This is a genomic window from Sediminibacterium ginsengisoli (assembly GCF_900167075.1).
Classification (GTDB): Bacteria; Bacteroidota; Bacteroidia; order Chitinophagales; family Chitinophagaceae; genus Sediminibacterium; species Sediminibacterium ginsengisoli.
The window spans coordinates 77,522-104,341 of sequence record NZ_FUWH01000010.1 but is presented as its reverse complement, the minus strand read 5'-3'; the positions used below and the strand labels follow the sequence as shown (position 1 = coordinate 104,341).

General features: G+C 46.6%; 26 protein-coding genes. 17 read left to right on the top strand and 9 right to left on the bottom strand.

All coding sequences use genetic code 11. The features are described 5' to 3' along the window. The first annotated feature begins 40 nt into the window (after nucleotides 1–40). Together B5D42_RS15045 and coaD are read left to right on the top strand one after the other, a co-directional pair. Complete coding sequence (locus tag B5D42_RS15045) at nucleotides 41–973, top strand: aspartate carbamoyltransferase catalytic subunit (RefSeq protein ID WP_078832346.1); 933 nt, start codon at nucleotides 41–43, stop codon at nucleotides 971–973. Nucleotides 974–1,037: 64 nt separating this feature from the next. Then, nucleotides 1,038–1,514 (top strand): pantetheine-phosphate adenylyltransferase, encoded by a 477-nt coding sequence (coaD, locus tag B5D42_RS15040; RefSeq protein WP_078832345.1) that lies wholly within the window; start codon nucleotides 1,038–1,040, stop codon nucleotides 1,512–1,514. On the opposite strand, the gene B5D42_RS15035 is transcribed toward coaD, so the two are convergent. The 4 genes from B5D42_RS15035 to B5D42_RS15020 form a co-directional block, all read right to left on the bottom strand. Beyond that, nucleotides 1,511–2,152 (bottom strand): DUF8845 family protein, encoded by a 642-nt coding sequence (locus tag B5D42_RS15035; RefSeq protein ID WP_078832344.1) that lies wholly within the window; start codon nucleotides 2,150–2,152, stop codon nucleotides 1,511–1,513. The two genes, coaD and B5D42_RS15035, sit on opposite strands and share 4 nt — an antisense overlap. Before the next feature lie 15 nt (nucleotides 2,153–2,167). Next, nucleotides 2,168–2,668 (bottom strand): RNA polymerase sigma factor, encoded by a 501-nt coding sequence (locus tag B5D42_RS15030; RefSeq protein WP_078832343.1) that lies wholly within the window; start codon nucleotides 2,666–2,668, stop codon nucleotides 2,168–2,170. 9 nt (nucleotides 2,669–2,677) lie between these two features. After that, on the bottom strand, nucleotides 2,678–3,547 hold the full coding sequence (locus B5D42_RS15025) for a TraB/GumN family protein (RefSeq protein ID WP_176113032.1): 870 nt from the start codon (nucleotides 3,545–3,547) through the stop codon (nucleotides 2,678–2,680). Nucleotides 3,548–3,679: 132 nt separating this feature from the next. Next, nucleotides 3,680–4,105 (bottom strand): Hsp20/alpha crystallin family protein, encoded by a 426-nt coding sequence (locus tag B5D42_RS15020; RefSeq protein WP_078832341.1) that lies wholly within the window; start codon nucleotides 4,103–4,105, stop codon nucleotides 3,680–3,682. A 231-nt stretch (nucleotides 4,106–4,336) separates the two neighbouring features. On the opposite strand from B5D42_RS15020, the gene B5D42_RS15015 reads away from it, so the two are divergent. From B5D42_RS15015 to B5D42_RS14970, 10 genes are all read left to right on the top strand, one after another. After that, nucleotides 4,337–4,753: a BrxA/BrxB family bacilliredoxin gene (locus B5D42_RS15015; RefSeq protein WP_078832340.1), complete on the top strand. Its 417-nt coding sequence runs from the start codon at nucleotides 4,337–4,339 to the stop codon at nucleotides 4,751–4,753. 166 nt (nucleotides 4,754–4,919) lie between these two features. After that, entirely contained in the window at nucleotides 4,920–6,083 is a 1,164-nt protein-coding gene (locus B5D42_RS15010) for a prolipoprotein diacylglyceryl transferase (protein WP_078832339.1), read from the top strand. A 225-nt stretch (nucleotides 6,084–6,308) separates the two neighbouring features. After that, nucleotides 6,309–8,759 (top strand): TonB-dependent receptor, encoded by a 2,451-nt coding sequence (locus tag B5D42_RS15005; protein ID WP_078832338.1) that lies wholly within the window; start codon nucleotides 6,309–6,311, stop codon nucleotides 8,757–8,759. 221 nt (nucleotides 8,760–8,980) lie between these two features. Next, nucleotides 8,981–9,472, top strand: a complete 492-nt coding sequence (locus tag B5D42_RS15000) for a YajQ family cyclic di-GMP-binding protein (protein WP_078832390.1) — start codon at nucleotides 8,981–8,983, stop codon at nucleotides 9,470–9,472. A 129-nt stretch (nucleotides 9,473–9,601) separates the two neighbouring features. Beyond that, nucleotides 9,602–9,850, top strand: a complete 249-nt coding sequence (locus tag B5D42_RS14995; RefSeq protein ID WP_078832389.1) for a type B 50S ribosomal protein L31 — start codon at nucleotides 9,602–9,604, stop codon at nucleotides 9,848–9,850. Between the two features lie 144 nt (nucleotides 9,851–9,994). Beyond that, complete coding sequence (locus B5D42_RS14990; protein WP_078832337.1) at nucleotides 9,995–10,786, top strand: hypothetical protein; 792 nt, start codon at nucleotides 9,995–9,997, stop codon at nucleotides 10,784–10,786. A gap of 48 nt (nucleotides 10,787–10,834) precedes the next feature. Further along, entirely contained in the window at nucleotides 10,835–11,623 is a 789-nt protein-coding gene (locus B5D42_RS14985) for a hypothetical protein (protein WP_078832336.1), read from the top strand. Between the two features lie 118 nt (nucleotides 11,624–11,741). Beyond that, the gene (gene bshB1, locus B5D42_RS14980; protein ID WP_078832335.1) at nucleotides 11,742–12,470 is read left to right on the top strand and encodes a bacillithiol biosynthesis deacetylase BshB1; all 729 of its coding nucleotides are present in this window, start codon (nucleotides 11,742–11,744) and stop codon (nucleotides 12,468–12,470) included. A 16-nt stretch (nucleotides 12,471–12,486) separates the two neighbouring features. Continuing rightward, nucleotides 12,487–13,362, top strand: coding sequence for a carbon-nitrogen hydrolase (locus tag B5D42_RS14975; RefSeq protein WP_078832388.1), 876 nt, complete (start codon nucleotides 12,487–12,489; stop codon nucleotides 13,360–13,362). A 36-nt stretch (nucleotides 13,363–13,398) separates the two neighbouring features. Further along, complete coding sequence (locus B5D42_RS14970; protein ID WP_078832334.1) at nucleotides 13,399–14,442, top strand: agmatine deiminase family protein; 1,044 nt, start codon at nucleotides 13,399–13,401, stop codon at nucleotides 14,440–14,442. Nucleotides 14,443–14,498: 56 nt separating this feature from the next. Here the strand turns inward: B5D42_RS14970 and B5D42_RS14965 are convergent, their stop codons facing one another. Further along, nucleotides 14,499–15,104, bottom strand: a complete 606-nt coding sequence (locus B5D42_RS14965; RefSeq protein WP_078832333.1) for a hydrolase — start codon at nucleotides 15,102–15,104, stop codon at nucleotides 14,499–14,501. Nucleotides 15,105–15,261: 157 nt separating this feature from the next. On the opposite strand from B5D42_RS14965, the gene B5D42_RS14960 reads away from it, so the two are divergent. The 4 genes from B5D42_RS14960 to B5D42_RS14945 all read left to right on the top strand — a co-directional run bounded on the left by B5D42_RS14960 (nucleotide 15,262) and on the right by B5D42_RS14945 (nucleotide 19,267). Further along, nucleotides 15,262–16,083, top strand: a complete 822-nt coding sequence (locus B5D42_RS14960) for an N-acetylmuramoyl-L-alanine amidase (protein ID WP_078832332.1) — start codon at nucleotides 15,262–15,264, stop codon at nucleotides 16,081–16,083. Between the two features lie 93 nt (nucleotides 16,084–16,176). After that, nucleotides 16,177–17,331: an acyl-CoA dehydrogenase family protein gene (locus B5D42_RS14955; protein WP_078832331.1), complete on the top strand. Its 1,155-nt coding sequence runs from the start codon at nucleotides 16,177–16,179 to the stop codon at nucleotides 17,329–17,331. 74 nt (nucleotides 17,332–17,405) lie between these two features. Beyond that, nucleotides 17,406–18,596 carry a hypothetical protein gene (locus B5D42_RS14950; RefSeq protein WP_078832330.1) on the top strand — a complete coding sequence of 397 codons (1,191 nt, stop codon included), beginning with the start codon at nucleotides 17,406–17,408 and terminating at the stop codon, nucleotides 18,594–18,596. Then, nucleotides 18,596–19,267 carry a YggS family pyridoxal phosphate-dependent enzyme gene (locus B5D42_RS14945; protein ID WP_078832329.1) on the top strand — a complete coding sequence of 224 codons (672 nt, stop codon included), beginning with the start codon at nucleotides 18,596–18,598 and terminating at the stop codon, nucleotides 19,265–19,267. The genes B5D42_RS14950 and B5D42_RS14945 overlap by 1 nt, the downstream gene beginning before the upstream one ends. Nucleotides 19,268–19,339: 72 nt before the next feature. On the opposite strand, the gene B5D42_RS14940 is transcribed toward B5D42_RS14945, so the two are convergent. From B5D42_RS14940 to B5D42_RS14925, 4 genes are all read right to left on the bottom strand, one after another. Continuing rightward, nucleotides 19,340–20,401: a glycosyl hydrolase family 18 protein gene (locus B5D42_RS14940; RefSeq protein WP_139367186.1), complete on the bottom strand. Its 1,062-nt coding sequence runs from the start codon at nucleotides 20,399–20,401 to the stop codon at nucleotides 19,340–19,342. 209 nt (nucleotides 20,402–20,610) lie between these two features. Continuing rightward, a complete protein-coding gene (locus tag B5D42_RS14935) occupies nucleotides 20,611–22,530 on the bottom strand; it encodes a S9 family peptidase (RefSeq protein WP_078832327.1) in 1,920 nt (639 codons plus the stop codon). A gap of 36 nt (nucleotides 22,531–22,566) precedes the next feature. Beyond that, nucleotides 22,567–23,853, bottom strand: a complete 1,287-nt coding sequence (locus B5D42_RS14930; RefSeq protein ID WP_078832326.1) for an amidohydrolase — start codon at nucleotides 23,851–23,853, stop codon at nucleotides 22,567–22,569. 21 nt (nucleotides 23,854–23,874) lie between these two features. Further along, nucleotides 23,875–25,395, bottom strand: a complete 1,521-nt coding sequence (locus tag B5D42_RS14925; RefSeq protein ID WP_139367185.1) for a serine hydrolase — start codon at nucleotides 25,393–25,395, stop codon at nucleotides 23,875–23,877. A gap of 168 nt (nucleotides 25,396–25,563) precedes the next feature. Here B5D42_RS14925 and B5D42_RS14920 point away from each other — a divergent pair, with 168 nt between their 5' ends. Beyond that, nucleotides 25,564–26,820: a hypothetical protein gene (locus tag B5D42_RS14920; protein WP_139367184.1), complete on the top strand. Its 1,257-nt coding sequence runs from the start codon at nucleotides 25,564–25,566 to the stop codon at nucleotides 26,818–26,820.

Here is a 26,820-nt window from a genome sequence, read left to right as displayed (position 1 = left end):
TTTGCACACATAAGATCAAATACCCTATCTTTGACCTTTAATGAAACTATCTACCAAACACCTCCTTGGTATTAAGGATCTCAACAGGGATGATATTGCACTTATCCTCTCTACAGCAAAGCAGTTTAAGGAAGTTCTACAAAGGCCGGTAAAAAAAGTGCCGTCACTGCGCGATGTAACGATCGTGAATCTTTTTTATGAGAACTCAACGCGAACGCGCATGTCTTTTGAACTGGCTGAAAAAAGGTTATCTGCTGATACCCTCAATTTTACAGCCAGCAGTTCTTCTGCCGCAAAAGGCGAAACCTTGCTCGATACGGTGAATAATATACTGAGCATGAAAGTGGACATGGTGGTGATGCGTCACAGCGCTTCAGGAGCACCTCACTTTTTAGCCAAACATATTCCTGCAGCCATTGTAAATGCGGGTGACGGTATCAATGAACATCCAACACAGGCACTGCTCGATGCATTTTCGATGCAGGAAAGAACCGGTCGCCTGGAAGGACTGAAAGTGGCCATTATCGGTGATATCATGCACAGCCGCGTAGCCCTCAGCAACATGTACCTCCTGCAGAAAATGGGCGCGGAAGTAATGGTAGCCGGTCCGCCCACACTTATCCCAAAATATATACAGGAAGCCATGGGCGTAAGGGTAGAATATGATGTAAAAAAAGCGCTGCAATGGTGTGATGTGGCCAATGTGCTGCGGATCCAGCTTGAAAGACAGAATCAGCCATTATTTTCTTCGCTGCGTGAGTATAACCTGGCTTACGGTATCAAACGTTCCCTGCTCGACAGCCTGGGTAAGGAGATCGTGATCATGCACCCCGGCCCCATCAACAGGGGCGTGGAGCTGGATAGCGATGTGGCAGACGGTCCGCACTCGATTGTTCTGAACCAGGTAGAAAACGGTGTTGCCGTACGTATGGCAGTGCTGTACCTGCTGGCCAACAGGGAGAACCAGCAATAGGATCGGCAGAAAGGCACAGCTGAAATCAAAGACAACCTTATCTTCGCAGCACCAACCGTTGCTTATGAAACGTATCTGTCTGTTCCCCGGAACATTTGATCCTGTTACTTTAGGACATGTGGATATCATTAACCGCGCCCTGCCATTATTTGATAAGATCTATGTAGGTATCGGTATCAATGCCGCCAAATCGCCCATGTTCAGCTCAGAGCAGCGGATGGAATGGTTCAAGGAAATATTCAAGGGAGAAGACAGGGTGGAGAGCGTGGTATACGAAGGGCTTACCATCAATTACTGTAAAGAGATCGGTGCCAGGTTTATCCTGCGTGGGATCAGGTATGTGAGTGATTTCGAATATGAAAAAACCATCGCGGATGCGAATCGTACGCTCGATAAAAATATAGAGACGATCTTCCTTACCGGCGAACCCAAATACACATCCGTAGCGTCCACCATCGTGCGCGACATACTTAAAAATGGTGGTAATGCAAGCCCGTTCCTGCCGGAAGCAGTGATCGCATCGCTGAAAAATAAGTTCTAAGCAGGCTGTTCTTCCAGTTCACTGATACATTTACCCAGTTCCGTGAGGTAATTGCCGTAGAGTTTTTTCAGGTACCATTTGGTAAAGAAGTAAACGAATATGGCCAGGCTGATCATGTAACCGATCAGAAAAATCCATAGCTGCCAGGGAGCAGAGAAAATTCTCGACGCCATTTTTTCTACCTGCGGAATCCGAATGGGTTCGGTATGCGAAAGCAGTACGGAGAATACAAAGCAGATTGGTATCAGCGCCATCGAAAACTGGAAATAGCGCTTTACAAATTCCTTCACGATCAGCTGCAGGCGTTCAAGGTTGCTTTTTACGGGCAGGATGGTATTACCAAGCTGGTTGATGCGCCGGAGCAGGTAGGCAAGAAACACAGCAAAGACCGCGCAAAGTATGCTGAAAACGCCAAAATAGATCTTCAGTGCCCAGAAACGCGTGGTAACTGCCACATAAGCCATTGCAAAAAGAAATACCAGTGCGCAGATAAGCTCGAACCTGACGCTGCCTTTCAGTTTCTGCACAACCGACCGCGTCCTTTTCTTCAGCAGTGCTGCAATATCTTCGGCAGATTTATTCAGATGCGCTGTTTCGAGCTTCTGGTTGAGATGATATTTGAGTTGATCTAATTCCATTATTGACAAATAAGTTTATGCTGTTTGCATATGTTTCGGGGTTTGTTCTCTCAGTTTGGTTTTGATCCGGTTCATTTTCACCGCCACATTATTAGCCGTTATACCCATCATATCGCCGATCTCGTTGTAGCTGTAGTCTTCGAGATACAGCATCACAATCGCTTTGTCGATCCTCGAAAGATCGCCGATGGCAGCGTACAGGGCTTTTACCTGTTCTTCAACAGGGTCGGTCGTTTCGGCCTGCCGGTCTTCAGGCAGGTGTTCGGATGTGAATATCTCCGGTTTCTTTTTTTCTTTTCTGAAATAAGTTATAGCAGTATTCAGTGCAACGCGGTAGAGCCAGGTCGAAAATTTAGCATCGCCCCTGAAATTGCCATAGGCTTTCCAGGCCTGCAGCGTGATTTCCTGGAACAGGTCCTCACGGTCTGCAGCAGCATCCATGTAAAGATTGCATACCTTATGTATGATCTTCTGGTGTTGGTTCAGCAGTATGATAAAGTCTTTCTCAGCAGGCATCCGGCAAAATCAGTACTTCATGGGGGTGAGTGTATAACCTTCCTTGCGTAACAGGCTGATGACGCCGTTTTTGCCTCCCAGGTGGCCGGCACCCACTACAAAAAAGCTGGGCATTTCTGTTACTGCTTTTTTGATAACGGGGATCCAGTTTTTGTTACGTTTAACAAGCAGCTTCTCTTCAAAGGCATCGCTGCCGCCATTATCCTTGATAAAACGGTAAATAGAATCGGCATTGTTCTTTTTATAAGTAGCGATCATTTTCGTCATGCTGATTTTTACGCTGTCGAAATTGAAAAGCGTTTTTTTCAGTGAATTGATCTGGGAGTCGATCGGTTCGCTGTTCATCAGGTCCATTTGCGCTTCCAGGGTTTCCAGGCCTTTGACAGGCATGCCAGCTTCTTTTGCCATTGCTACAAATAGGCCTTCCATCTGTACCTGTTCTGCGCAATCGATACTCTTCATGGTAAGCAGGCTCATGCTCATAAATGGTCTGAACCCATTCAGCATTTGCATCGGGATGCCGGTAATGGTTTTGAATGCTTCATTCGCCTTCGCTGAGTCACTGCCGAAAAGCGAAAGCAGTGTGGTGTCTTTCATAGACATTGCCTTCATGATTTTCATCTGCATGGCTGGATCATCCATTTTGATCTCACTGTATAACTGTTTGGTGGTGGCAAATTTCTTTTTCAGGCTGTCGGTCATGGAAAAATCATCTTTGCAAAGCATGTGAAAAGTGCCGAAAAGATAGGAGGGAGCAATGCCCTTGCCCCTGATCTGCCACAGGAGCGAGGAAGCCCGGGCTTGCTGTTTCTGGGCGCTGCCCAGCAGGGAACTGAACAACAGTACAATGATTACAGGAATGGGCAGGCGTTTTTGCATGACGTGCATTTTACAGGTTAGTCGTGTAAAATGTAAAAATATTACGATCCGCCCATAAAAAAGAAACCCCGCGTAGAAACGCGGGGTGTTAACCAAAACCAACTGCTTATGAAACTTTTCTGCAATAATTGCTTATTGTATACTGATCTGTTTGGGAGCAACTTTCACTTCTTCTTTTTTAGGCAGGTACAACTTTAAAATACCGTTTTCGTATTTGGCCTGTATTGCCTCTGTGTTGATCTTATCGTCGATAGTGAAACTGCGTTTGAAACTGCGGAAGGTGAATTCCTTTCTTACGGTCTTATAGTCCTTGTTTTCCGCCTCTTCTTTCTTTTCGTAACTGATCGTGAGCAAACCTTTGTCTACATTCACTGCAAAATCTTCTTTGTTACGGCCGGGAACATTCAGTTCCAGGTGGTAGCCATCCGTTGTTTCGTGGATGTTGGTTGCCGGAGATGCAAAAGCGTTTTGCGCTTCTTTGCCCCAGGCTGCAGGAATGTTGTTGAAAAGTTCATCGAACAGGTTGCCAAAAGCTGCATTTTGTTTTACGAGTGTCATAGTCTATTCTTTTTTTTATTTTTTTAATCGATTTGAATTGTAATGTTCAAACCCTGTACCATTCGGTTTTCAGATGCCGGAAGCTGAATTACTGTCTGTTTTATTGTTAAAAACAAGACAAAATGTCAATTTAGCGTTTATTGTGTGACATATTGTCTACATTTGTCTCCCAAATGCTATTCTTTTGGTGTTACAACTTTGTCGTAGCTTTGTATTCTAAACACATAATTTATGTATCCAGCAGAAATAGTTTTACCCATGAAAGCCGAGTTAACGGATCATGGTTTTGATGAAATGGTATCCGAGCAGCAGGTCGACGATACCCTCAAACAGCCCGGAACCACACTGGTGGTGATCAATTCGGTATGTGGCTGTGCTGCAGGCGCGGCAAGGCCTGGTGTACTGATGGCTGTTCAGAATGCAGGCAAACGTCCGGACAGGCTGGCTACCAGTTTTGCAGGCTTTGATGTGGCAGCTGTAAACCAGGTAAGGCAGCATTTATTGCCTTATCCGCCCTCTTCTCCGGCTATTGCGCTGTTTAAGGATGGTCAGCTGGTAAGCATGGTAGAAAGGCATCAGATCGAAGGCCGCCCGGCGCAGATGATCGCCCAGCACCTGATTTCTGTATTTGATGAATACTGTAACTGATTTTACCTTAGTTTTGTTTTTAGATGGGTTAGTAAGTACGGGCTCCACCAAAAGTGGGGCCCTTTTTTATGCACCGTTGCGCAGAAGATATAGAGTCTCATATTTTCTGATTATCATTGCACAGTAAGTTGTTGCAGTATTGATAAACATTTATTTCGCGGCCAAGATGTACCCTAACCTATATTATGCGTTTAAAGATCTGTTCGGAATTGATCTCCCGGGACTCAGACTCGTTAATACATTCGGTTTCTTTGTAGCCCTTGCCTTTATTGCATCAGCATGGGTGCTTACCCTGGAATTAAGGCGTAAGGAAAACCTCGGCCAGTTCTCTTATACGGAAGAAGATATTGTGATCGGCAAACCTGCTGGTTTCAGTGAGCTGCTGACCAATTTCCTGCTTGGGTTTATATTCGGGTTCAAGATTATTGGTGCATTTTTTATCGATGATGCACTGAACGATCCGCAGGCATTTATATTATCAGGCCGTGGCAGCCTGCCTTTCGGCCTTTTACTGGGTGGCATTTCCGCATTTCTGAAATGGCGCGAGAAAAACCGCCAGAAGCTTGAAAAACCGGAAAAAAGAGTGATCCGGATCTGGCCGCACGATCGCGTGGGCGATTTTGTGATCTATGCTGCAGCTTTCGGTTTTCTGGGTGCCAAGATCTTTCACAACCTCGAAAACTGGAATGACTTTGTAAAGGATCCCGTGGGGTCACTGGTGTCTTTCAGCGGCCTTACCTTTTATGGCGGCTTGATCTGTGCAGGTATTGCTATTATCTGGTATGCCAGAAAACACAGGATCAGCGTGATCCATCTTTGCGATGCAATGGCACCAACCATGATGTTCGCATATGCGGCAGGCCGTATCGGTTGCCAGGTAAGCGGTGATGGCGACTGGGGTATCGTTAACCTCAGACCTAAACCATTCAGCTGGCTGCCCGACTGGATGTGGGCTTATCATTACCCGCATAATGTAGTAGGGGACGGGCAACCTATTCCGGGTTGTACTGGTCCTTATTGCAACCAGCTTGTTCCGCCGGTTTATCCCACTCCCTTATATGAAATAATTGCCTGCTTTATACTGTTCTTCGTGTTATGGTATTTCCGCAAAAGGATGAAAATTGCCGGTCAGATTTCCGGTTTATACCTGATTCTGAACGGTGTGGAACGATTCTTCATTGAAAAAATCCGGGTAAACACACATTACGAAGGTCTTCCTTTTCAACCCACCCAAGCCGAACTGATCTCTCTGATCATGGTAATTGGTGGCGTTTTATTGCTTGTAAAAGCCAAAGACTGGTTCGGCAAACAAACCCCGGCACTAAAGTAACTTCTCCATAAAAGCATACGGAAGGCCCATTAAATAATTGATTTTCAATTATTTAATGGGCCTTCTTTTCTTCGCCCTCACTTCGCCCTCACCTCCGCCCCCCAACTTCCCCGCCACTCATCCTTGTAATCTACCGTTCATTGGAAAACTATGTACTATGCAAAACACAGTACATAGTTTTGTTCTGTAATTAGCAACAACGAGAACTAAATAAAAACCAATTTTATGAATAAGATGATTACCCTGCTTACGGTGGCTGCCTTCAGTTCACTCGCTGCACTGGCACAGAAAGCAGGTACACTTGTGACCGGCAGTGTCAGCGCTGCACAAAAACCAGTAGAAGCTGCATCTGTCGGTTTATTGCGCGCCAAAGACTCTGCCGTAGTTAAAATGGCAGTGAGCGATAAAGCCGGCCTGTATAAAGTGGAAAATGTTAATCCGGGAAAATACCTGCTGGTGGTACAGGCAGTAGGTTATGCAAAACAATACAGCGGCAGTTTTGAACTGGCTGCCGGCAGCACTTCCTATACAGCCCCGGAAGTACAGCTGAAAGCTGCTGAAAAAGACCTGCAGTCGGTAACGGTTACTTCTAAAAAACCTTTCATAGAGCAGAAACTGGATAAGACCGTTATCAATGTGGATGCTTCTCCAACCAATGCCTCTGCCAGTATCCTGGATATCCTGGAAAAATCACCGGGAATCTCTGTAGACAAAGATGGTAACATCAGCCTGAAAGGCAAACAGGGCGTGATGGTTATGATGGATGGAAAACCAACCTACCTCAGTGGTCAGGACCTGGCCAATATGCTGAAATCCATGCCTGGCAATAACCTCGAGCAGATCGAGATCATGACTAACCCGCCTGCAAAATTCGATGCTTCCGGTAATTCCGGTGTGATCAATATCAAAATCAAGAAAAACAAGATCCAGGGCTTCAACGGAAGCGTGAATACGGGCTACGGCCAGGGTGTTTATGCAAAAGCGACCAACAGTCTCAACCTGAACTATCGTAACGGTAAATTCAATTTCTTTGGTAACGGCAGCCAGAACTATAATAAAGGATTTGGTGAACTTTCCATCAAACGTAATTTCAGGGATGCCGCTACAGGAAATATTCTTTCCAATTTCGACCAGGCCGCGCGCAACGACAGGGAGTTCAGTAGCTACAACTATAAAGCAGGCGTTGATTATTATATGAACCAGAAAACAACACTGGGTGTAGTGGTAAACGGCTTCATCAACAAAGGCAGCGAATTTACACGCAATACCACGCTGATCAATGATAACAACGGGATGCTGGTAACACGCACACAATCTACCAATAACGTTCACCTCGATTTCAAGAACCTGGGCCTGAACTTCAACCTGCGTCATGTGTTCGACAGTGCCGGTACGGAGCTTACTGCAGATGCTGACTATGTACATTATTCCAACCTGAATACACAGTACCTGAACAGTTCGTTCTTCGACAATGCAGGTTTGCCCAAAGCAAATGATGAGCTGCTGCGCGGACTGATCCCTTCATCCATCAGCATTTACAGTGGTAAAGTTGATTTTTCCACCAAGCTGAAAGGTGATGTGAAATTTGAAGCCGGTGTAAAAAGCAGTTATGTGGAAACCGATAACGATGCAGGTTATGCCAACTGGAACGGCAGTCAGTATGTTACAGATGTGATCCGCAGCAACCATTTTCTCTACAAGGAAAACATCAACGCAGGGTATATCAACTTTGGCAAACAGCTGAACAAAAAATGGGCAGCGCAACTCGGATTGCGTACGGAGAATACCAATATCAAAGGCAACCAGCTGACTACCGGTCAGACTTTCAAAAGAGATTATACACAGGTGTTCCCTACACTTTACATAGGTTATACACTGAACGAAAAGAACCAGTTTGCCATCAGCTATGGCAGAAGGATCGACAGACCGAATTACCAGGATCTGAATCCGTTCATGTATTTCCTAGACAAATACACTTACCAGGTGGGCAATCCATACCTGAACCCGCAATTCAGTCATAATATAGAACTGAGTCACAGTTTTAACGGTTTTCTGAATACTTCTTTAAACTATAGTGCAACGAATGATATCATTCAGGATGTCTTTGAGCAGGTAGACAGTACAACTACTACCTATGTAAAAAAGAGCAACATCGCGAAGCGCCAGAATTTCGGTATATCGGTGAGCGCAGGTTTCCCGGTAACGAAATGGTGGAGAACAAACCTGTACATGAATGGAAACTATAACAAGTTCAAAGGGCTTGTAAATGGCGGACAGGTTGAAGTAGACGGATCTAATTTTGTGGCGAACATGCAGAATATGTTCACCTTCAGCAAAGGCTGGGGTGGTGAGATCAGCGGATTCTACAGGTCAAGGTCTGTGGAAGGCGTACTGGTAGCGAATGAAATGGGCGCAGTGAATGTTGCGGTAAGCAAGCAGGTGCTGAAAAACAAAGGTTCGCTGAAGCTGATCGTACGCGATGCGTTGTATACACAGAAGTTCAGCGGTTACAGCAGGTACCAGAATGTAGACCTCACGCTGAGGCAGATCAGGGATAGCCGCGTGGTTACGCTGAACTTTACTTACCGCTTCGGAAAAGGAAAGATCACGCAGCCAAGAAAAAAGAATACTTCTGTTGAGGAGCAGAGCAGGGTGTCTGGGGGCGGAGGAAACTAACATATGTTAGTCGGCGAATGCAGGATTTTGCCGATACTGGCTCCATTAAAAACAGGAATTACCCGTTCATCATCTTTGAGGCGTGAATATGATTTAATAAGCTGATTTTAGCGCCATCAAATTGTTTTTTTCTCATGTGCATTATATAGACGGCGGCCCCGATTTCTATCGGGGCCTTTTTAATGCCCGGCCTTTTTTATCTTTACCTAAAATTTTACATTATGCCATCATTCGATATTGCCAGCAAGGTAGATCTGCAAACGCTCGATAATGCCATCAATACGGTAACAAAGGAGGTCAGCGGCCGTTACGATTTTCGTGGTTCGCATGTTTCTGCGGAACTGAATAAAAAAGATTTCGTGGTTTCGCTGGAAGTGGAGAGCGATATGCAGATGAAACAGCTGATCGATATCCTGATCAGCAGGTCTATGAAGCAGGGAATTGACGGTAATGCCTTCAATTTTGAGAAAGATGCTTACCCGAGCGGTAAACTGCTGAAAAAAGAAGTGCCCGTAAGAAACGGACTCCAGCAGGATGATGCCAAGAAAATAGTGAAGCTGATCAAAGACAGCGGATTGAAAGTACAGGCAGCTATTATGGACGATATTGTCCGGGTTACTGCCAAGAAAATTGACGATTTGCAGGATGTGATCGCAAAATGCAAATCGGCCAATCTGGGTATACCGTTACAGTTTGTGAACATGAAGAGTTAAGTAACAGGCTGATTTATAATGTATTGCAGTTTGGTTTGATTTGATTTGGAATCTATTCTGCAACCCTGTAACTTTGCCATCCCTTTAAATAATCGTACGGCCAAATCCGTACCACCTAAAATCAAATATATGAAACAAGGTATCCATCCGGAAAATTATCGTTTTGTTGTGTTCAAGGACATGAGTAATGGTGAGTCATTTCTCTGCCGCTCTACTGCAGCAAGCAAAGAAACAATTACCTGGGAAGACGGTAACGAGTACCCGGTAATCAAACTTGAGATCTCTAACACTTCGCACCCTTTCTACACTGGTAAAAATGTACTGGTAGATACTGCAGGTCGTATCGACAAATTCAAGAAACGTTACGCGAAGAAGTAATTCTTCTTACGGTAAACATATCACATCCCCCCATCTTCCAGTTGGGGGGATTTTTTTTGCTTTTTTGTAAATATCACATGAACATGTGATGCGGGTTAATGCTGTTTTCGGGTAAGAATGTGTCAACATCTAAAATAACACCCGATGAAAAGATTTTTTACAAAATGGCCGGCTGCACTGATCGTATTGGTGCTGGCTGGCTGCGGCAAGAATAACCAGCCTGTACCCATGCCCGTTGAACCACTCGCCGGCAAAATATCCCGGATCGATCATGATGCCTGGAATTCCGATTCTATTTTCTACAACAATAACGGACAAGTGGTTCGCATTAAAACTTTCAGCAAACATCCGCAGAGCATTCCGCAGATTTTCGATATCGAATACAACCCGAACAAAACGGTAAAACAGGTGTTGCAGGATAATGGCCAGAAATACGTTTACCAATATATGGGCGGATTGCGGCCGGTTACTGTATCGCATTACAATCCTACCGGGATAAAGCTGGATTATGTTATATATGATTATGATGCCAACGGCAGACTGGTGCTGGCAGAAACGGTAGAATCGCAGGGGCCGGCAGGTCAGGTAGATACCTATGTATCACAGCGGAGCTATCACTACCGGCCAGACGGCAACCTGGAAAGGGAAGAGGTTTTCATGTGGAACGGGCAGCAGTATAATCCCGACTTTGTGGTCACCTACGATAATTATGATCAGAATAAAAATGCAGACAGCATCAGCAACTACCTGTACCTGGGCTTTTACAGTTTTATGAAAAACAACCCGGGGAAACGCACTGTTACCTTTAACGGTGTTTCAACACAGCATAATTATACCTATCAGTTCAACACCAGCTTCATGCCGGTTGAAAAGAAGCATACGTACACTTCGCAGGGCCAGCCTTACGAGGAGATCACAAAGTATTTTTATTACTGATCACAGAGTTGTTGTGATGATAACCTGTCATTAACCAAAATAATTCCCATGAAACGATTAGTTACCAATTGGCCGCTGGCAGTGGTGATGCTGCTGCTTGCAGGCTGCAGCAAGAATAATAACCCAGCCCCGGTTCCTGCGGATTCGCAGGGTACAAGGGTGGCGCGTATAGATCATAGCGCCGTGTATTATGATTCTCTTTATTATAATGCGGGTGGCCAGATCATACGCATTAAAAGATTCAGTACGAATCCGTCTCCGGAACCGGCATACGATATTGAATACAACGCCAACGGAACTGTTAAACAGGTATTGCAGAACAATGGAGCCAGGCTGGTTTACCAGTATATGGGGCAGCCCAAGCCTATGGTGGTATCCCATTTCAACCAGGCCGGAATAAAGCTGGACTATGTACTGTATGATTATGATGCACAGGGGCGGCTGCATATTGCTGAAACGATGGAGAGTATTGACCCTTCTGGTCAGGCCTTCACCTATGGAACACAAACAGTATATCATTACCGCACAGACGGAAACCTCGACCGGGAAGAGATCAGCAAGTGGACCGGTCAGCGGTACGATCCGGATGTTGTGATCACATATGATAATTATGACCAGGGGAACAATATAGACAGCATTGGTCATTATCTCTACCTGGGCTTCCAGAGACTGACGAAAAATAATCCCGGGAAACGAACAGTTACCAGTAACGGTACTTCCGTTGAATGGCAATATACTTACCAGTTCAATACCGGTTTTATGCCGGTTGAAAAGAAAGAGCGCTATACCATACTCGGCCAGCCTTACGAGAGCCTTATCAGGTATCATTATTATTAAGAGCGTAACTCCCATGTTTACGGCCGTTCTCCTGTTATTCTCAGCAGGTGAGCGGCCTTCTTGTTTTAACATACAAATAATAGCTAAGTTGTACCTTTGCGCCCACTAAACGAAGATCATGAAACTGGATATACTGGCATTTGGCGTACACCCGGACGATATTGAGCTGGGTTGCGCAGGAACACTGCTGGCGGCAATAGCAGAAGGCAAGAAAGTGGGGATTGTGGATCTGACCCGCGGCGAGTTGGGAACAAGGGGAACTCCTGATACCCGGAAAGCGGAAGCAGCTGCTGCTGCGGCGATCATGGGGATTGATGTACGTGAAAACCTGGGCATGGCGGATGGATTTTTTCAGAATGATGAAAAACACCAGCGCATGGTTATTGAAGTGATCCGTAAATACAAACCGGAGATCATTCTTGCCAATGCACCGGAAGACAGACATCCGGATCACGGCCGCAGCGCCAAGCTTGTTGCAGATGCGGCATTTCTGTCAGGCCTGCGCAAAATAGAAACTTTCAGTAACGGAACGGCACAGGAAGCCTGGAGACCCAAATATGTGTTCCATTATATACAGGATCGTTTTATCCAGCCTTCTTTTGTGGTGGATATTTCGGCCTATATGGATCAGAAAATAAAAGCTGTGCTGGCTTATACCACTCAGTTCAACAGTCCGGGTACCGACGAGCCGCAAACCTATATCTCTTCACCCCAGTTCCTGGAAACAGTGAAAGCAAGGGCGATGATGCTGGGAAAAAGGATCGGCGTGCAATTTGCAGAGGGGTACATTACGGAGAAGATCATCGGCATTAACAGTTTTGACGCCATTATTCAACAAACCACCTGATCAGAAAAACAAGTATATGACAAAAGTAAAAATAGGACTTGTGCAGATGAGCTGCACGGCTAACAAACAGGAAAACCTCGATAAGGCGATCCTTAAAATACGTGAAGCAGCTGCCGGCGGCGCACAGATCGTTTGCCTGCAGGAATTATTCACTTCGCTGTATTTCTGCGATGTGGAAGATTATGAAAACTTCAAACTGGCTGAAGCCATTCCCGGTGTATCAACAGATGCACTGAGCAAAGTGGCAGCCGAACTGAACGTGGTGATCATTGCATCGCTGTTCGAGAAGCGCACCCAGGGATTATATCACAATACAACAGCAGTGCTGGATGCCGACGGAACTTACCTCGGCAAATACCGCAAAATGCATATACCGGATGATCCGGCTTATTATGAGAAATTCTATTTCACACCGGGCGACCTGGGCTACAAGGTTTTTAAAACCAAATTCGCAACACTTGGTGTATTGATCTGCTGGGACCAGTGGTATCCTGAAGCATCGAGGATCACCGCGCTGATGGGAGCTGAGATCCTGTTCTATCCGACTGCCATCGGCTGGGCAACATCGCAGGACGAAGAGACCAATGAAGAACAATATAATGCATGGCAGACCATTCAGCGCAGTCATGCCGTAGCGAATGGCGTACACGTGGTAAGTGTGAACAGGGTAGGACTGGAGCAGAACGGCGCCATGAAATTCTGGGGCGGTTCTTTCGTGAGCAATCCTTTCGGAAGCCTGTTATACAAAGCATCGCACGATCAGGAAGAGGTAGCTGTGATTGAGATCGATACGGAGAAGACTGAACGTTACCGTACACACTGGCCGTTCATGCGCGACAGGCGTATCGATTCGTACCAGCAGATCACGAAACGTTTTATAGACGAAGACTAAGTTTTGCAACAGCACTAACCATAAAACTACAACCGCTTGAAATCACCCAAAGAACTCGGCTATTATTTTCCAGCCGAATTTGAACAGCATGCAGCTACATGGCTCAGCTGGCCGCATAAAGAAGCGAGCTGGCCGGGTAAACTGGAAACGATCTACCCCGCATACAGCCTGTTTGTCAAATACCTGGCACAGAGCGAACTGGTGCGTATCAATGTAGCGGATGAAGCTATGCGCGAAAAAGCCGCCGGACACCTGGTTAACGCCGGTGTTGATATGGATAAAGTGCAGTTTTTCCTCCATCCGACCAATGATGCCTGGTGCAGAGATCATGGGCCTGCGTTCCTGCTGAACCGCGATGCCGCAGTTGAACCGCGCAAAATAATTGTTGACTGGAATTATAACGCATGGGGGAACAAGTACCCGCCGTACGACCTGGATGATGTGATCCCGACGCTGATCGGTAAACATTTTAACCTTCCTGTAATAGAACCGGGTATAATCATGGAAGGTGGTTCTGTTGAATTCAATGGTGCCGGCACTGTTCTTACTTCCGCATCCTGCCTGCTGAACCCGAACAGGAATCCGCATCTGGGCAAGCATCAGATCGAACAATACCTCTGCGATTTCTATGGTATGGAGCAGGTATTATGGGTGGATGATGGTATTGTGGGTGATGACACCGACGGCCATATCGACGATACGGTCCGTTTCGTGAATGAGGATACTGTGCTTACTGTTGTAGAAGAGAATAAGGCGGATGAGAATTATGAACTGCTGCAGACCAATCTGAAACAGCTGCAGCAAATGCGCCTGATCAATGGCCGCCAGCTGAACATTGCCGAGCTACCGATGCCGGATGCCGTGATCTATGAAGACCAGCGCCTGCCTGCTTCTTACGCTAACTTTTATATCAGCAACAAATATGTGATTGTACCTACTTTCCGTTGTGATAAAGACGATAAAGCACTCGGTATTATTGCCGATTGTTTCAAAAGCAGGGAAGTAGTGGGAATCGATTCAACAGATATTATCTGGGGACTCGGCAGTTTCCATTGCTTAAGCCAGCAGGAACCTTTATAACAGATATTGACATAAAGAAATCGGGCTGCTCTTCGGAGAACAGCCCGATTTCTATTTTATACCGCGGCAACCGTAGCCTGTCTTGGTATGATAAACTGGATCAGGTCGTCCTGTACAATGCCGGCCCGCTCGCAGGCATCCTGTATATCTTCACGCGATACATTGGCCGCAAATGATTTTTCCTTCAGGCGTTTTTTCACGCCCTTCAGATCCATGCCCTCATAACCCCCGGGGCGCATGAGCGAATAAGCATGGATCAGTCCCGACAGTTCATCAAAGGCATACAGCATCTTATCCATATCCGTTTCGGGGATCACGCCAAAATGCAGGTGACCATGCGATGCAATGGCACGGATGATCTCTGGGTCTGCATTCCGTGATTCAAGTTCTTCTATGATCTTTTTGCAATGCAGGTCGGGCCACTGGTCCCAGTCGGCATCGTGTAATAACCCGGCCATTTCCCAGCGCCACTGACCGGCTTCATCCAGGCCTTGTTTTTCCGCGGCCCAGCATTTCATTAAATGTCCTACCTGCAGCATATGCAACTTCAGTTTAGGATTCAGCACCCATTCATTGAACAATGCGAAAGCTTCTTCTTTAGAGAGTACATTGCCTTTGTTGGCAACATCACCGAATGTATTTCTGCCCAGCTGTAACGACATAGCTTTTTTTTCAAAGATAAGGGTGGAATCCTTTCCTGCTTTTGCAGCTTAATGCCGATAATTAAAAATTGATTGCCGATTAATGCGGCATTTTAGAACGGGTATGATGGAATCTTTAGTAGATTGCGGTAACGATCACTGCTAAAAAATACCATCGATGAAATTTACTGTCTATTGCCTGCTTGCTGCAGGTCTTGTTGCGGGTGTAATATCCTGTTCGCGTAATCCATATGCGACAACGAATAAGTCGTACAAAAAACAGGCAAAAGCCTATGCGAAAACACTTGGAGCAATGCCTGTGGAGCAATCTTTTTCCGATTCGGCCAAGCTGCCGCCATACTGGGTTGGAACTACCAATTTCGGTATGCGTAAACCGAACTATGTGATCATACACCATACTGCGCAGAATTCCTGTGAACAGACGCTTAAAACGTTTACACTTCCCAGGACGGCCGTGAGTGCGCATTATGTGATCTGCAGAACCGGAACCCTGCATCATATGCTCAACGACTACCTGCGTGCATGGCATGCCGGCAACAGCAAATGGGGCGGATCTACGGATATCAACTCCAATTCTATCGGTATCGAGCTCGATAATAATGGGTTCGAATATTTCGACAGCCTGCAGATCAACAGTCTGATCAGTCTGCTGGGTCGTCTCAAAAAAGAATACGGTATTCCGGCGGCCAACTTTATTGGTCATGGTGATATCGCACCAACCAGGAAAAACGACCCCAACTGGCGCTTCCCGTGGAAGAAGCTCGCGGAAAAAGGATTCGGTTTATGGTATGACGACGTGCGTGACACGGTTCCTGCAGGATTCAACCATATCCAGGCTTTGCGCATCATCGGTTATGATGTGAAAGATACAACCGCAGCCATCCAGTCGTTCAAAAGACACTTCCTGCAGGATACCACCAAACGCATCAATGATCTCGACAAAAGTGTATTGTACAACCTGCAGAAAAAGTATATGTAATCAGATTGCCGGGTAAAGTTGCCTATACAACTAACAATTGTTAGGATAATTGGATACAATCCTTATTTTTGGCACGCTAAACGAAAAAAGGTTATGGAATTCCAATTGAGCGAAGAACATCTGATGATACAAAAAGCTGCGCGTGATTTTGCGCAGAACGATTGTCTGCCCGGCGTTATTGAACGTGATGAGAAACAGCAGTTTCCGCGCGAACAGGTGATGAAACTGGCCGAACTCGGCTTTATGGGTATGATGGTAGATCCTGCATACGGCGGTGCCGGCATGGATACAGTAAGTTATGTACTGGCCATGGAGGAAATAAGTAAAGTTGATGCGAGTACAAGCGTTTGTATGAGTGTAAACAACAGCCTCGTATGCTGGGGGCTTGAGACTTTCGGATCTGAGGAACAGAAACTGAAATACCTGACACCGCTGGCACAGGGCCGTAAAGACGGTGAACTTTATATCGGCGCATTCTTACTGAGCGAACCCGAAGCAGGGAGCGACGCTACCAGTCAGCGTACTACTGCTGAGGATATGGGTGATCATTACCTGCTCAACGGAACCAAGAACTGGATCACCAATGGTTCCTCTGCATCGGTTTACCTGGTGATCGCGCAAACCGATGCCTCCAAGGGGAGCCGCGGTATCAATGCGTTCATTGTTGAAAAAAGCTGGGCCGGTGTTACCGTGGCAGCCAAAGAAAACAAGCTCGGTATCAGGGGCAGTGATACACATACCATTCTTTTCAACGACGTAAAAGTGCCGAAGGAAAACCGTATTGGCGCAGACGGTTTCGGATTCACGTTTGCGATGAAAACACTGAGTGGCGGTCGTATCGGGATCGCATCCCAGGCACTGGGTATCGCGAGCGGTGCATATGAGCTGGCACTCGCTTACAGCAAGCAGCGCAAGGCCTTCGGAAAAGAGATCATGCATCACCAGGCCATACAGTTCAAACTGGCGGATATGGCTACGCGAATCGAAGCGGCAAGATTGCTGTGCCTGAAGGCGGCCTGGGAGAAAGATCATAAAATGGATTATACACTGAGCAGCTCGATGGCTAAAGTATTCGCAAGTGAAACAGCCATGTGGACAACCACCGAAGCCGTTCAGATTCACGGCGGCTATGGCTTTGTAAAAGAATACCATGTAGAGCGCCTGATGCGTGATGCAAAGATCACACAGATCTATGAAGGTACCAGCGAGGTACAGCGCATAGTGATCAGCAGGAGCATTCTTAAATAATCATACCGGTTTATCCGGGATCAGGGAAACGCAGCAATTCGGTATTGCTGCGTTTCTTTTTATATTATTGCAGCATGTATCCGACCTGGTTGAAAGTTATTGTGTGCAGCTGTTTACTGGTATGCGTTATACAATTACGCGCTGGCGACAGCCTGGTAATGCGGAAGTTGTTACAACGCATCGAACAGCTGCAGGTAAAAGACAACAGTGTTTTCCCGGCAGGATCTTTTCCTTCCTACAGAACATACGCTTTGAATAAGGATCGCCAGAAAGCGGATGTAAATCCATTCTTTACGGGGCTCATCGCTTTTACCCTCCGCGAGATACAGGCAGATCTTTCACCAGGTTTGCAGGAAGCAGCAGCCCGTATTATCGGTAACACATTACCTGCTTTCGGTAAATTCAGGAACAGGACCGGCAGGCCTACCTATAATTTCTGGCCTACAGATACGCCAGCCATTTTCCCCAACGGCGGCTGGTTAAACCTTTTCAACAGGAGCCAGGCTTTGCCGGATGACCTGGACGATACCGGTATCATACTGATGGCCACAGCGGCAGATAGCGCTGCAGCTGCAAAAGCGCATGATATTATGCAGGAATTCACGAATAACGGCAAACGACCGGTTAAGAATACTTTCAGCAAATACCGGAAGATCGGTGCTTATTCTACCTGGTTCGGAAAGAAAATGCCAGTTGACTTTGATATCTGCGTATTATCGAACGTGTTGTATATGGTGCAGCATTACAGGCTCCGCTGGACTGCTGCCGATTCTGCAAGTCTTGAGCTGATCACAAATATCATCGCAGATAAAAAACATACCGAAGCACCGAGTTATGTATCGCCGCATTATGGAAGCATACCCATTATCCTCTATCATATCTCGAGGCTGATGTTGGCTGCACCATTGCCTGCGCTTGAAAAATACAGGCCGCAGCTGATCGCAGAAGCAAAAACTTACCTCGCACATACTAAAAATTTTGCCGACCAGGTTTTACTCGGCACCACATTGCTCCGCTGGGGTGTACAGTCGGATACCTCCTGGACTCATATAACCACTTCATTTCACCGGCTGGTAGAAGATGAATCCTTTTCTTTTTTTATCGCCAATATGGCTTCCATGCTGCCCGATCCTTTGAAGAAATGGCTGGGGAGTACAGGTGCAGGGAAATTCTATTATTATTGCCCTGCTTATAATAACCTGTTACTTCTCGAATACCTGGCGCTGCAAAAAAGAATGGCTTTAACTTTGCGCAAAACTCAATAATGGCTGTTAATACCGATCAATACCTTTCCATTACCGCTGGGCTGAAGAAAAAGAATGTTGCCCTGGTTGCAGTGAGCAAGATCAAACCGGTTGAAGATATCCTTGAAATGTATCAATTGGGGCAACGTGATTTTGGTGAGAACTATGTGCAGGAACTCGCAGATAAACAAACCAGACTCCCGGACGATATACGCTGGCATTTTATCGGCCACCTGCAGGGGAACAAGGTAAAATACATCGCTCCGTTCGTACATCTTATACAGGGTGTAGACAGTTTCAAACTGCTGACGGAGATCAATAAACAGGCACAAAAGAATAACCGCGTTATCGATTGCCTGTTGCAGGTACATGTGGCAGAAGAAGATACCAAATTCGGTTTTGATGAAAGGGAACTGCTGGAACTTGTGCAGTCTGAACAGCTGACTGCATTGAAACATATACGGATCACCGGCTTGATGGGAATGGCCAGCTTCAGCGATGATGAAAATAAAGTGCGTGGCGAGTTCCGGAAATTGAAACAATTGTTCGATACTGTTGCAGCATCTCCGGTTGGCGGTCCGGCATTTACCATTCTCAGTATGGGTATGAGCGGCGATTACGAGATGGCCATAGAAGAAGGAAGCACCCTGGTCCGGATCGGCAGCCTGCTTTTTGGAGCCCGGGTCAGATAAATGCATCCGTATTAATAAAACAGGGAAGCCGTAATTACGTGGCTTCCCTGTTTTGTTTGATGGGTATATCAATCAATAGGCTCTTCCTAATGTATCACATGCGGCTTTCCATAAAGAGTTGGCGTCATTGGTATCCTGGCCCATTTCCCAAAGCATGATACCCGCGGCCGAGTTTTTAGCCAGCATCGCTTTCTTCTTGATGGTGAACTGACCATTGTAATAAATGGTATAATTCGTAAATCCACCGGCTGTAACTACCGCCGAATCTGATTGCGAACTGCCGCCTTTCGAAAGAATATCAGCATACGTGAGAACAGTGCCGGTCTGTGTGATCCCGCTTGGTCTGCCATAAGCAGGCATACCCAGCACAACCCTTGATGAAGGAATTTTGCGCGTGTTCATCCAGTAATTCAGGCATACCTGCGCAAGCGTGTAATCGCTGTGCTGCCTGTATGGTACGCTTGTGTTGAAATCGTCGTAAGCCATGATATTGTAAAAATCGATGTAGTTGCTCTGCAGCAACTCGTCCCGGATAGCATTGGTATAAGCCCCAACATATTTACCTGAAGTGAGTGCAGTGGAAACATAATACTTCGCATTCGTATGACAACTGTCGCTCAGCTCTTTCATCAGTGCAGTATACGTGATGTCGGTGCCATCGCTGGTGGAAGGATATTCCCAGTCGATGTCAACACCGTCCAGCGAATAGGTTCTCACCGTGTTCATCAGAAGCTTTACAAAGCTGGTCCTTCCTGCAGGAGTAGCGGCCATGTTTTTCCAGTCGGCAATAGAGCCGTTAACACTGATCATGATCTTCGCGCCATAAGTCTTCGCTTTGGCCTGAACGGCTGTTAATCTTGCCGGAACTGCAACGCTTAAACCTCCGGTAGATGTAACGCTCGCAAATGCATAATTGATCACATTGCACATCTTGTACTTGTTATCAGCAATCGTTGCCGGATCGCGGTAACTCGGAATATATCCCACCACATAAAACCCAAGGGAAGGTGGCGGTGCAATAGTAGTGGTAACTGGTGGCACAACCGGCGGTTGTGTTGTGGGGGTTGTTACATCTTTTTTGCCACAGGAGGCTATGACAAAAACGGCAAAAGCAAGAGCGTAGTACTTTCTCATAAGAAATTGGACTTTTTCGTAGGTTTTCGTTTGCGTTTTTATGCAGATATGTGAAAGATATTGCAATTTTGCCAATGAAAATAATTAATTTTGCCCCCGGAAATGAGCGATAGTGCGGTATTTATTGATTTAGTAAGCGTGGTTTAAATAAAAATGGGTTTCTTTCGTGAGAAAGGAACCCATTTTCGTTTTGTATGAAAAAATGAAGATCATTTCAATGTCTCATCCAGCCATTTATAGAATTCCCGCTGCCATACCAGGGCATTCTGGGCACTCAGTACCCAGTGGTTTTCTTCGGGCAGGTAGAGGAATTTGCTTTTGATGCCTTTTAGCTGTGCCGCCTGGAATGCCTGCTGCCCCTGCTCAACAGGTACGCGGTAGTCCCTGCCACCCTGTATGATCATGATCGGCGTATTCCATTTATCTACAAAATTGCTCGGCGACTGGCTGAAGGAACGTTGTGCTGCCAGGTTTTTCTTCTCCCAGTATGGGCCGCCTTTTTCCCAGTTCTCAAAGAACAGTTCATCGGTAGTGCCATACATGCTGCGGAAATCGAAAATGCCATCGTGGGAAATGAATGTTTTGAATCTTCCTTCATGCACAGACTCCAGTGCAAATACAGAAAAGCCACCGAAACTGGCGCCTACACAACCGCGCCTGCTTTTGTCAACAAACGGTTCTTTGGATACCGCATCAATTGCACTGAGATAATCCCTGATCACTTGCCCGCCCCAGTCTTTGCTTACCTGCTCATTCCATTTTGTTCCGAAACCTGGCATGCCTCTGCGTGCCGGCGCTACAATGATATAACCCTGTGATGCCATCAGCTGAAAGTTCCACCGGAAGGAGTAGGATTGGGTCAGTGGCGATTGCGGTCCTCCCTGGCAATACAGCAGGGTAGGATATTTCTTTACCGGATCGAAGCCGGGCGGGTAGATCACCCACACCAGCATTTTTTTATGATCGGTTGTAGTTACAAACCTGCGTTCTGTGCGGCATTGCGCAATATTGCTGTAAGCGGCATCATTCACATGTGTGAGCTGCTGCATGCTGCCGTTGGCGATATCCACGGTATACAGTTCTGCTGCATGGTTCATATCTGTTCTTGAGACCACCAGCTGGTTTCCCGACTGACCGGCTATGGCGCTGATATCGAAATCGCCTCTGGTGAGCTGTGTGATCTGCGGCATCATCATAAGCCGACCTGGATAAGTGGTATGGAATAATTGAAGCGTTCCGTTAACCGGTGCAATGAAGAACAGGCTTCTGCCATCATCGGCCCAGCGGAATGATTCAACATGCAGATCGTCACGGTCTGCAGTGATGTTCACTTTGAAATTTCCTTCCTTATTCCATACAACAAGGTTTTGTTTGTCGGCCTCGTATCCATCTCTTTTCATCTGCAGCCATGCAAGCTCGCCCTGGCTGTTGAAGGCAGGACTTACATCATAACCTTTGTTATCTGCAGTGAGATTACGGGTGGTGCCTGTCTGTACATCATATTCGTACAGATCGGTGTTCGTGCTTACTGCATATGCCGTTCCTGCAAGTTTTTTAGTTACATAAACGATATGCCTGCCGTCTGGGTTCCAGATAAAATCCTCATCACCACCGAAGGGTTTCTGCGGACAATCATAGGGTTCTCCGGACATGATGTCTTTGCGTTCCCCTGCAATGCCATTGTTCAGCGGTGCCACGAACACATGGTCAAATTTGCCGTCTTCCCAGGTGTCCCAATGCCTGTAGTTGAGCGAGGTATAAACCTGTACATTCGATTTGGGAAGATCGGGATAAAGGTCTTTGCCGGTCACATCCTGAATCTTTACTGCATCTGAGCTGAGTATAAATTTCCCGTCGGGAGATATTTTCTCATTGGCCAGCAGGCTGTCTGCATTACCGACGGCAACAGCTGTACCTCCGGATACCGGGATCACGAAAAGCTGTCTCTTGCTTTTGTTTTCATTTACATCCGGAGTGCTTACCGAATAGATCACTTGTTTTTTATCTTTCGACACCCCCAGCGCAGAAACCCGGCCTAATTTCCAGAGTTGCTCGGGACTGAGCTTTTGCTGTGCAGATGCTGCCATAATCCCGGTGCAACCGAATACAAACAATACAATTTTCTTCATGGCTTTGAGATATAGATGATAATATAAAGATCGGCTTTATTTAGGTTTTACGTAATCAAAAACAAGCTGGCAAAATGCTTTTACACCTGTTGCAAAACCACTTTCATCAATATAAAAATCGGGCGTGTGATGCGATGGTGCGGTTTTGGGATCTTTTCCCTGAGGGAGGCCACCGAGGTAAAAAAAGAAGGCTGGTGCTTTTGTGCCGTAAAATGAAAAATCTTCAGCACCGGTATCCCAGTCTCTTTCTTTTACAGCACCACCTGCTGCTTTTTCGAGCGAAGGAAGTGACTGTCGTACCAGCGTGGGATCATTATAAGTTACCAGTGTTTTTGTATCGATGATTACTTCTGCTTCTGCACCTCCTGATGCTGCAATATGTTTTACGGTGTTGCGGATCCGCTCGTGTATTTCCTGTTGCATTTTGCTGTCGAGTGTTCTGATGGTACCAAGCATTTCGCATGTTTCAGGAATGATGTTGTTCCTTACGCCTCCGTGAATAGCACCGATGGTAATAACTGCGGGGCCTTTCGTCAGTTCCATCTGCCTGCTCACGATATGCTGCAGTCCTTCTATGATCTGAGATGACACAGCTATCGGGTCAACACCTTTCCAGGGAGCCGATCCGTGTGCACCCTTGCCCTTTACTTTTATTTTCAGCCAATCCGATGACGCCATAAAAGCGCCGGATTTATACTGGATCTCTCCTGCAGGTACACCTGATTGTATATGCAGTCCGAATATAACATCCACTTTCGGGTTATCCATCACGCCCTGTTTCACCATTAGTGCCGCGCCGCCTTCCTCACCATCGGGAGCGCCTTCTTCTGCCGGTTGAAAAATGAATACCACTGTGCCGGGAACGCTCTGCTGCATCTGTTTAAGCACAGTTGCCGTTGCCATGAGAATAGAGATGTGTGCATCATGTCCGCAGGCGTGCATGATGCCTACCGTCTGGTCATTAAACGTTGCCGTTGCCTTCGATGCGAAGGGGAGTGCAACGCGCTCTGTTACAGGTAATGCATCAATATCGGCACGCAAAGCCACTACAGGACCGGGCTTGCCGCCTTTTAAAACAGCTGTGACGCCATTGCCGGCCACACCTGTTTTAACATCGAGTCCGATGCTTTTCAGGTAAGCGGCTATATAAGCGCCTGTTTTTACTTCCCGGTTCGAGAGCTCCGGGTTCTCGTGAAAATGCCTGCGCCATTCCACCATTTTGGGTGTGATGCCGGTGACAAGCTGCTGGTAATTACCGGGCAGCGCCTGTTGTGCGGATGCGGCCGACGTGCTGAGCAGTACCGCGGCTAATAGATATCTCATGTGCATGGTTTGGTTGTATGGTTAAGGGTTCTTCCTGAACTCATAGGCATCATATTCCACAAAATCGTTCGCACGGATGCTGGTGCCGGTTACTTTCCCGTTGGTAATATTGAACTTCAGCGGGAAAATGCCATAGGCGATATTGTTATAGGTCATCAGCCATTCGTCCTGATCCATGTACTGCAGCTTCGCAAAAAGATTATTATGACCATTGAATTTGATCTTTAGTCCGGCACCGTCTACACTAATCCGGATCTTGCCATACAGTTCATTGCTGTATTCTCCGGAATAAGCCTCTAAAGGAAGGGGTGGGGCATTGTCTTTGACTCTTGCCTGCCATTCTTTTACAGCTGTCACTTTAGACGCCTGCTGCTTGTTATGATTAGATAATTGTGCGCCGCTGCGGTCTGTATAAGGCATGCCGAGGTATGCATCCAGCAGCTGGTAACGCAAAGCTTCGAAAAAATTCTGGTTATCGTTATTGGTGAGTATCACAATGCCGAGACCTGCTTCCGGTACAAAACAGGTATTGCTTACAAAGCCGAATGCGCCGCCGGTATGCCAGTATACCTGCCTGCCATTGTAATCGGTCATCATTACTCCAAGACCGTAATTGGTAAAATGGGTAGGATAGATCGCATTCTTCCGGCTTGATATGGCCGTATTCACATCTCTTGTTCTGCGGATCACATTCCAGGGAAGAATGCGTTTGCCTTCATAACGGCCGCTGTCTAACTGCATCAGCAGCCATTTCGAAAGGTCTTTTACATTGCTCACCATACTGCCTGCCGGCCCGAGATTGTCTACTATATCATAAGGCAGTTCTTTCAGTTCGCCGGTAAAGGCATTGGTATAGGGTTTTGATACATTTGCGCGTTGGGATATGCCTGTTACGAGCGTATGGGTATTCTTCATGCCCAGCGGCATCAGGATACTGTCGTACACATAAACTTCCCATGGCTTGCCGCTGACTTTCGGGATCACTTCGCCTGCTGTCAGGTAACAGCTGTTGCAGTACCCGTAATCCTGTCTGAACAGCCCGGTGGGTTGCAGCAGGCGCATTTTGGACATGATCTCTTCACGGCTGAGATTCCCGTTCCAGAAAGTGAAATCGCCCTGGAAGGTTTTTGTACCGAGGTGGTGCCCGAGCATGTCTTTAACAGTAACGAGCTCGGTGGTTGTTTTATCGTACAATTTAAAATCGGGAAAATACCGGGTCACTTTATCATTCAGCGAGAGCTTGTTGCTGTATTCAAGCTGGGCCAGTGCCGTTCCTGTAAAAAGCTTGCTGTTACTGGCGATCATGAAGAGGGTGTTCTCGTCAACGGGAGCATGCGTCTGCATATCGCGTTCGCCATAGCCTTTCATGAACACCGTTTTCCCGTCTTTCACAATGGCTATGGCCAGGCCGGGGATCTGCCAGTTCTTCATTCCCCTGATGATGTATTGTTCCAGGCTGTCTTTAATAAAAGACTGCTGCTGTGCCTGTAGGGCGAGGGTAAAACCGGTTAACATCAGCAATAAACACGATAACTTTTTCATCATAGGACTGTTTGAAACAGAAAGATAGTGAATGCGGCTAACAGAATGTGCAAAAACGGATTGCCGTGCCCATACTTTGTAGTGTATTCCGGCAATACTTTTTATCAGGAAAATCTTTTATTTTTAAACAGCTGGTATTCCTTAAGCCATTGTAACCCCAATCCCTTTATGAAAACATATATGCGCAAAGCAAAGGAAGGAAAGAAAAAGGCGCTTTCTGAGCCTGACCGGAAGTCCGGTACAGCCCCGCTGCAGAAACTCGCCGATAGCAGTCCGCAGGCTGCTGCGCATCGTCAATGGCAGTCGATGGCTGATAACAGCAACCGTGTAAAGCAACTTAGAACTTACCAGCAGATGTCTTCAGCTCCACCGGTAGTACAGCGCTACGCGACTGAATTGGGTACGGGTTACCTTGTTTCTGCAAATGGGCATGCCATTCTCCGCCGTGATGGTTCAAAAGAGCTTTACATGGACAGTGACCGCATTGCTGATGCAAATGATGCACTGCGAGATAAGGACATAGAAAATGTGGAATTGACAGAAGGCGAAACATGGCATCATAACCACCGCGATTATTCGAAGGTTGTGCCGGAATTCAGGAATGTGCCCGGCCAATACGGGAGCAAGGTAAGTAAGGAACGGGGTATAGCGGAGAGCAGGCAACAACTCAATTACAAAATGGTGCATGGCTTTCATCTGACCATGAACTTTCTCACTAAGTGTACGCGTGATCCCTGGTATCGCGCTCAGCTCACAAGACATAGAAACGCGGCCGGTAATATTGAAAACCTTATCCGTGAGTTAGCAGCTATTGAAATTGAGCATGAGCAAATGCTGGATGGAAGGCAGGTTATGGCTCAAATCCGGAATCGCATACAGGCGCATGCGCCCAAGGACGAGATCAGGCAGTTACTCGATGCAGCGAATGCGCCGCAGAACGGAAATTTTGCCAAGGACCTGGTGCATAAATTATACATCTATTCCGATGACAATACCCTCTCACTCGAGTTCATATTGCAGGAGATAGACAAGCAGCTGGATATCATGGACGAGAATATTGAAACGTATAATCAGGATGTGCCTTATCTGCCTACATCCTGTGGCATGCTCCGTGCCTACCTGGTTGGCAATACCGGTGCACAGCAGAACGGTGGTAATATTGGCGATTACCATTATATCGATTATAACGACAGAAATGATAACGGCCCCTGGAATAATCACTATTCATCGATCATCTTCAGAGATGGGGGTGATACCGTAGGCCTTGAAGATGCAGCAGGTCAGGCACGCCTGAAGGAAAGGAATCACTGGTATTTCAAAATGTACGGCACTGAAGAAGAACAGCAGTTCGGAACAAAAACAACTGCAGAATACGATCGCAGAAAAAATCAGAAAGACCGGTTCGACGAAATTGTCGGGGTATAG

Excerpts from the sequence above, each read along its gene's own strand:
- B5D42_RS14955 (WP_078832331.1), top strand. The coding sequence starts at position 16,177 with ATGGAATTCCAATTGAGCGAAGAACATCTGATGATACAAAAAGCTGCG.
- B5D42_RS15030 (WP_078832343.1), bottom strand. The coding sequence starts at position 2,668 with ATGCCTGCTGAGAAAGACTTTATCATACTGCTGAACCAACACCAGAAG.
- B5D42_RS14990 (WP_078832337.1), top strand. The coding sequence starts at position 9,995 with ATGAAAAGATTTTTTACAAAATGGCCGGCTGCACTGATCGTATTGGTG.
- B5D42_RS14960 (WP_078832332.1), top strand. The coding sequence starts at position 15,262 with ATGAAATTTACTGTCTATTGCCTGCTTGCTGCAGGTCTTGTTGCGGGT.
- B5D42_RS14925 (WP_139367185.1), bottom strand. The coding sequence starts at position 25,395 with ATGAAAAAGTTATCGTGTTTATTGCTGATGTTAACCGGTTTTACCCTC.
- B5D42_RS14995 (WP_078832389.1), top strand. The coding sequence starts at position 9,602 with ATGAAACAAGGTATCCATCCGGAAAATTATCGTTTTGTTGTGTTCAAG.
- B5D42_RS15020 (WP_078832341.1), bottom strand. The coding sequence starts at position 4,105 with ATGACACTCGTAAAACAAAATGCAGCTTTTGGCAACCTGTTCGATGAA.
- B5D42_RS15045 (WP_078832346.1), top strand. The coding sequence starts at position 41 with ATGAAACTATCTACCAAACACCTCCTTGGTATTAAGGATCTCAACAGG.
- B5D42_RS14965 (WP_078832333.1), bottom strand. The coding sequence starts at position 15,104 with ATGTCGTTACAGCTGGGCAGAAATACATTCGGTGATGTTGCCAACAAA.
- B5D42_RS14950 (WP_078832330.1), top strand. The coding sequence starts at position 17,406 with ATGTATCCGACCTGGTTGAAAGTTATTGTGTGCAGCTGTTTACTGGTA.
- coaD (WP_078832345.1), top strand. The coding sequence starts at position 1,038 with ATGAAACGTATCTGTCTGTTCCCCGGAACATTTGATCCTGTTACTTTA.
- B5D42_RS14985 (WP_078832336.1), top strand. The coding sequence starts at position 10,835 with ATGAAACGATTAGTTACCAATTGGCCGCTGGCAGTGGTGATGCTGCTG.
- B5D42_RS15000 (WP_078832390.1), top strand. The coding sequence starts at position 8,981 with ATGCCATCATTCGATATTGCCAGCAAGGTAGATCTGCAAACGCTCGAT.
- B5D42_RS14940 (WP_139367186.1), bottom strand. The coding sequence starts at position 20,401 with ATGAGAAAGTACTACGCTCTTGCTTTTGCCGTTTTTGTCATAGCCTCC.
- bshB1 (WP_078832335.1), top strand. The coding sequence starts at position 11,742 with ATGAAACTGGATATACTGGCATTTGGCGTACACCCGGACGATATTGAG.
- B5D42_RS14935 (WP_078832327.1), bottom strand. The coding sequence starts at position 22,530 with ATGAAGAAAATTGTATTGTTTGTATTCGGTTGCACCGGGATTATGGCA.
- B5D42_RS15015 (WP_078832340.1), top strand. The coding sequence starts at position 4,337 with ATGTATCCAGCAGAAATAGTTTTACCCATGAAAGCCGAGTTAACGGAT.
- B5D42_RS14920 (WP_139367184.1), top strand. The coding sequence starts at position 25,564 with ATGAAAACATATATGCGCAAAGCAAAGGAAGGAAAGAAAAAGGCGCTT.
- B5D42_RS14945 (WP_078832329.1), top strand. The coding sequence starts at position 18,596 with ATGGCTGTTAATACCGATCAATACCTTTCCATTACCGCTGGGCTGAAG.
- B5D42_RS15035 (WP_078832344.1), bottom strand. The coding sequence starts at position 2,152 with ATGGAATTAGATCAACTCAAATATCATCTCAACCAGAAGCTCGAAACA.
- B5D42_RS15010 (WP_078832339.1), top strand. The coding sequence starts at position 4,920 with ATGTACCCTAACCTATATTATGCGTTTAAAGATCTGTTCGGAATTGAT.
- B5D42_RS15005 (WP_078832338.1), top strand. The coding sequence starts at position 6,309 with ATGAATAAGATGATTACCCTGCTTACGGTGGCTGCCTTCAGTTCACTC.
- B5D42_RS15025 (WP_176113032.1), bottom strand. The coding sequence starts at position 3,547 with ATGCAAAAACGCCTGCCCATTCCTGTAATCATTGTACTGTTGTTCAGT.
- B5D42_RS14930 (WP_078832326.1), bottom strand. The coding sequence starts at position 23,853 with ATGAGATATCTATTAGCCGCGGTACTGCTCAGCACGTCGGCCGCATCC.
- B5D42_RS14975 (WP_078832388.1), top strand. The coding sequence starts at position 12,487 with ATGACAAAAGTAAAAATAGGACTTGTGCAGATGAGCTGCACGGCTAAC.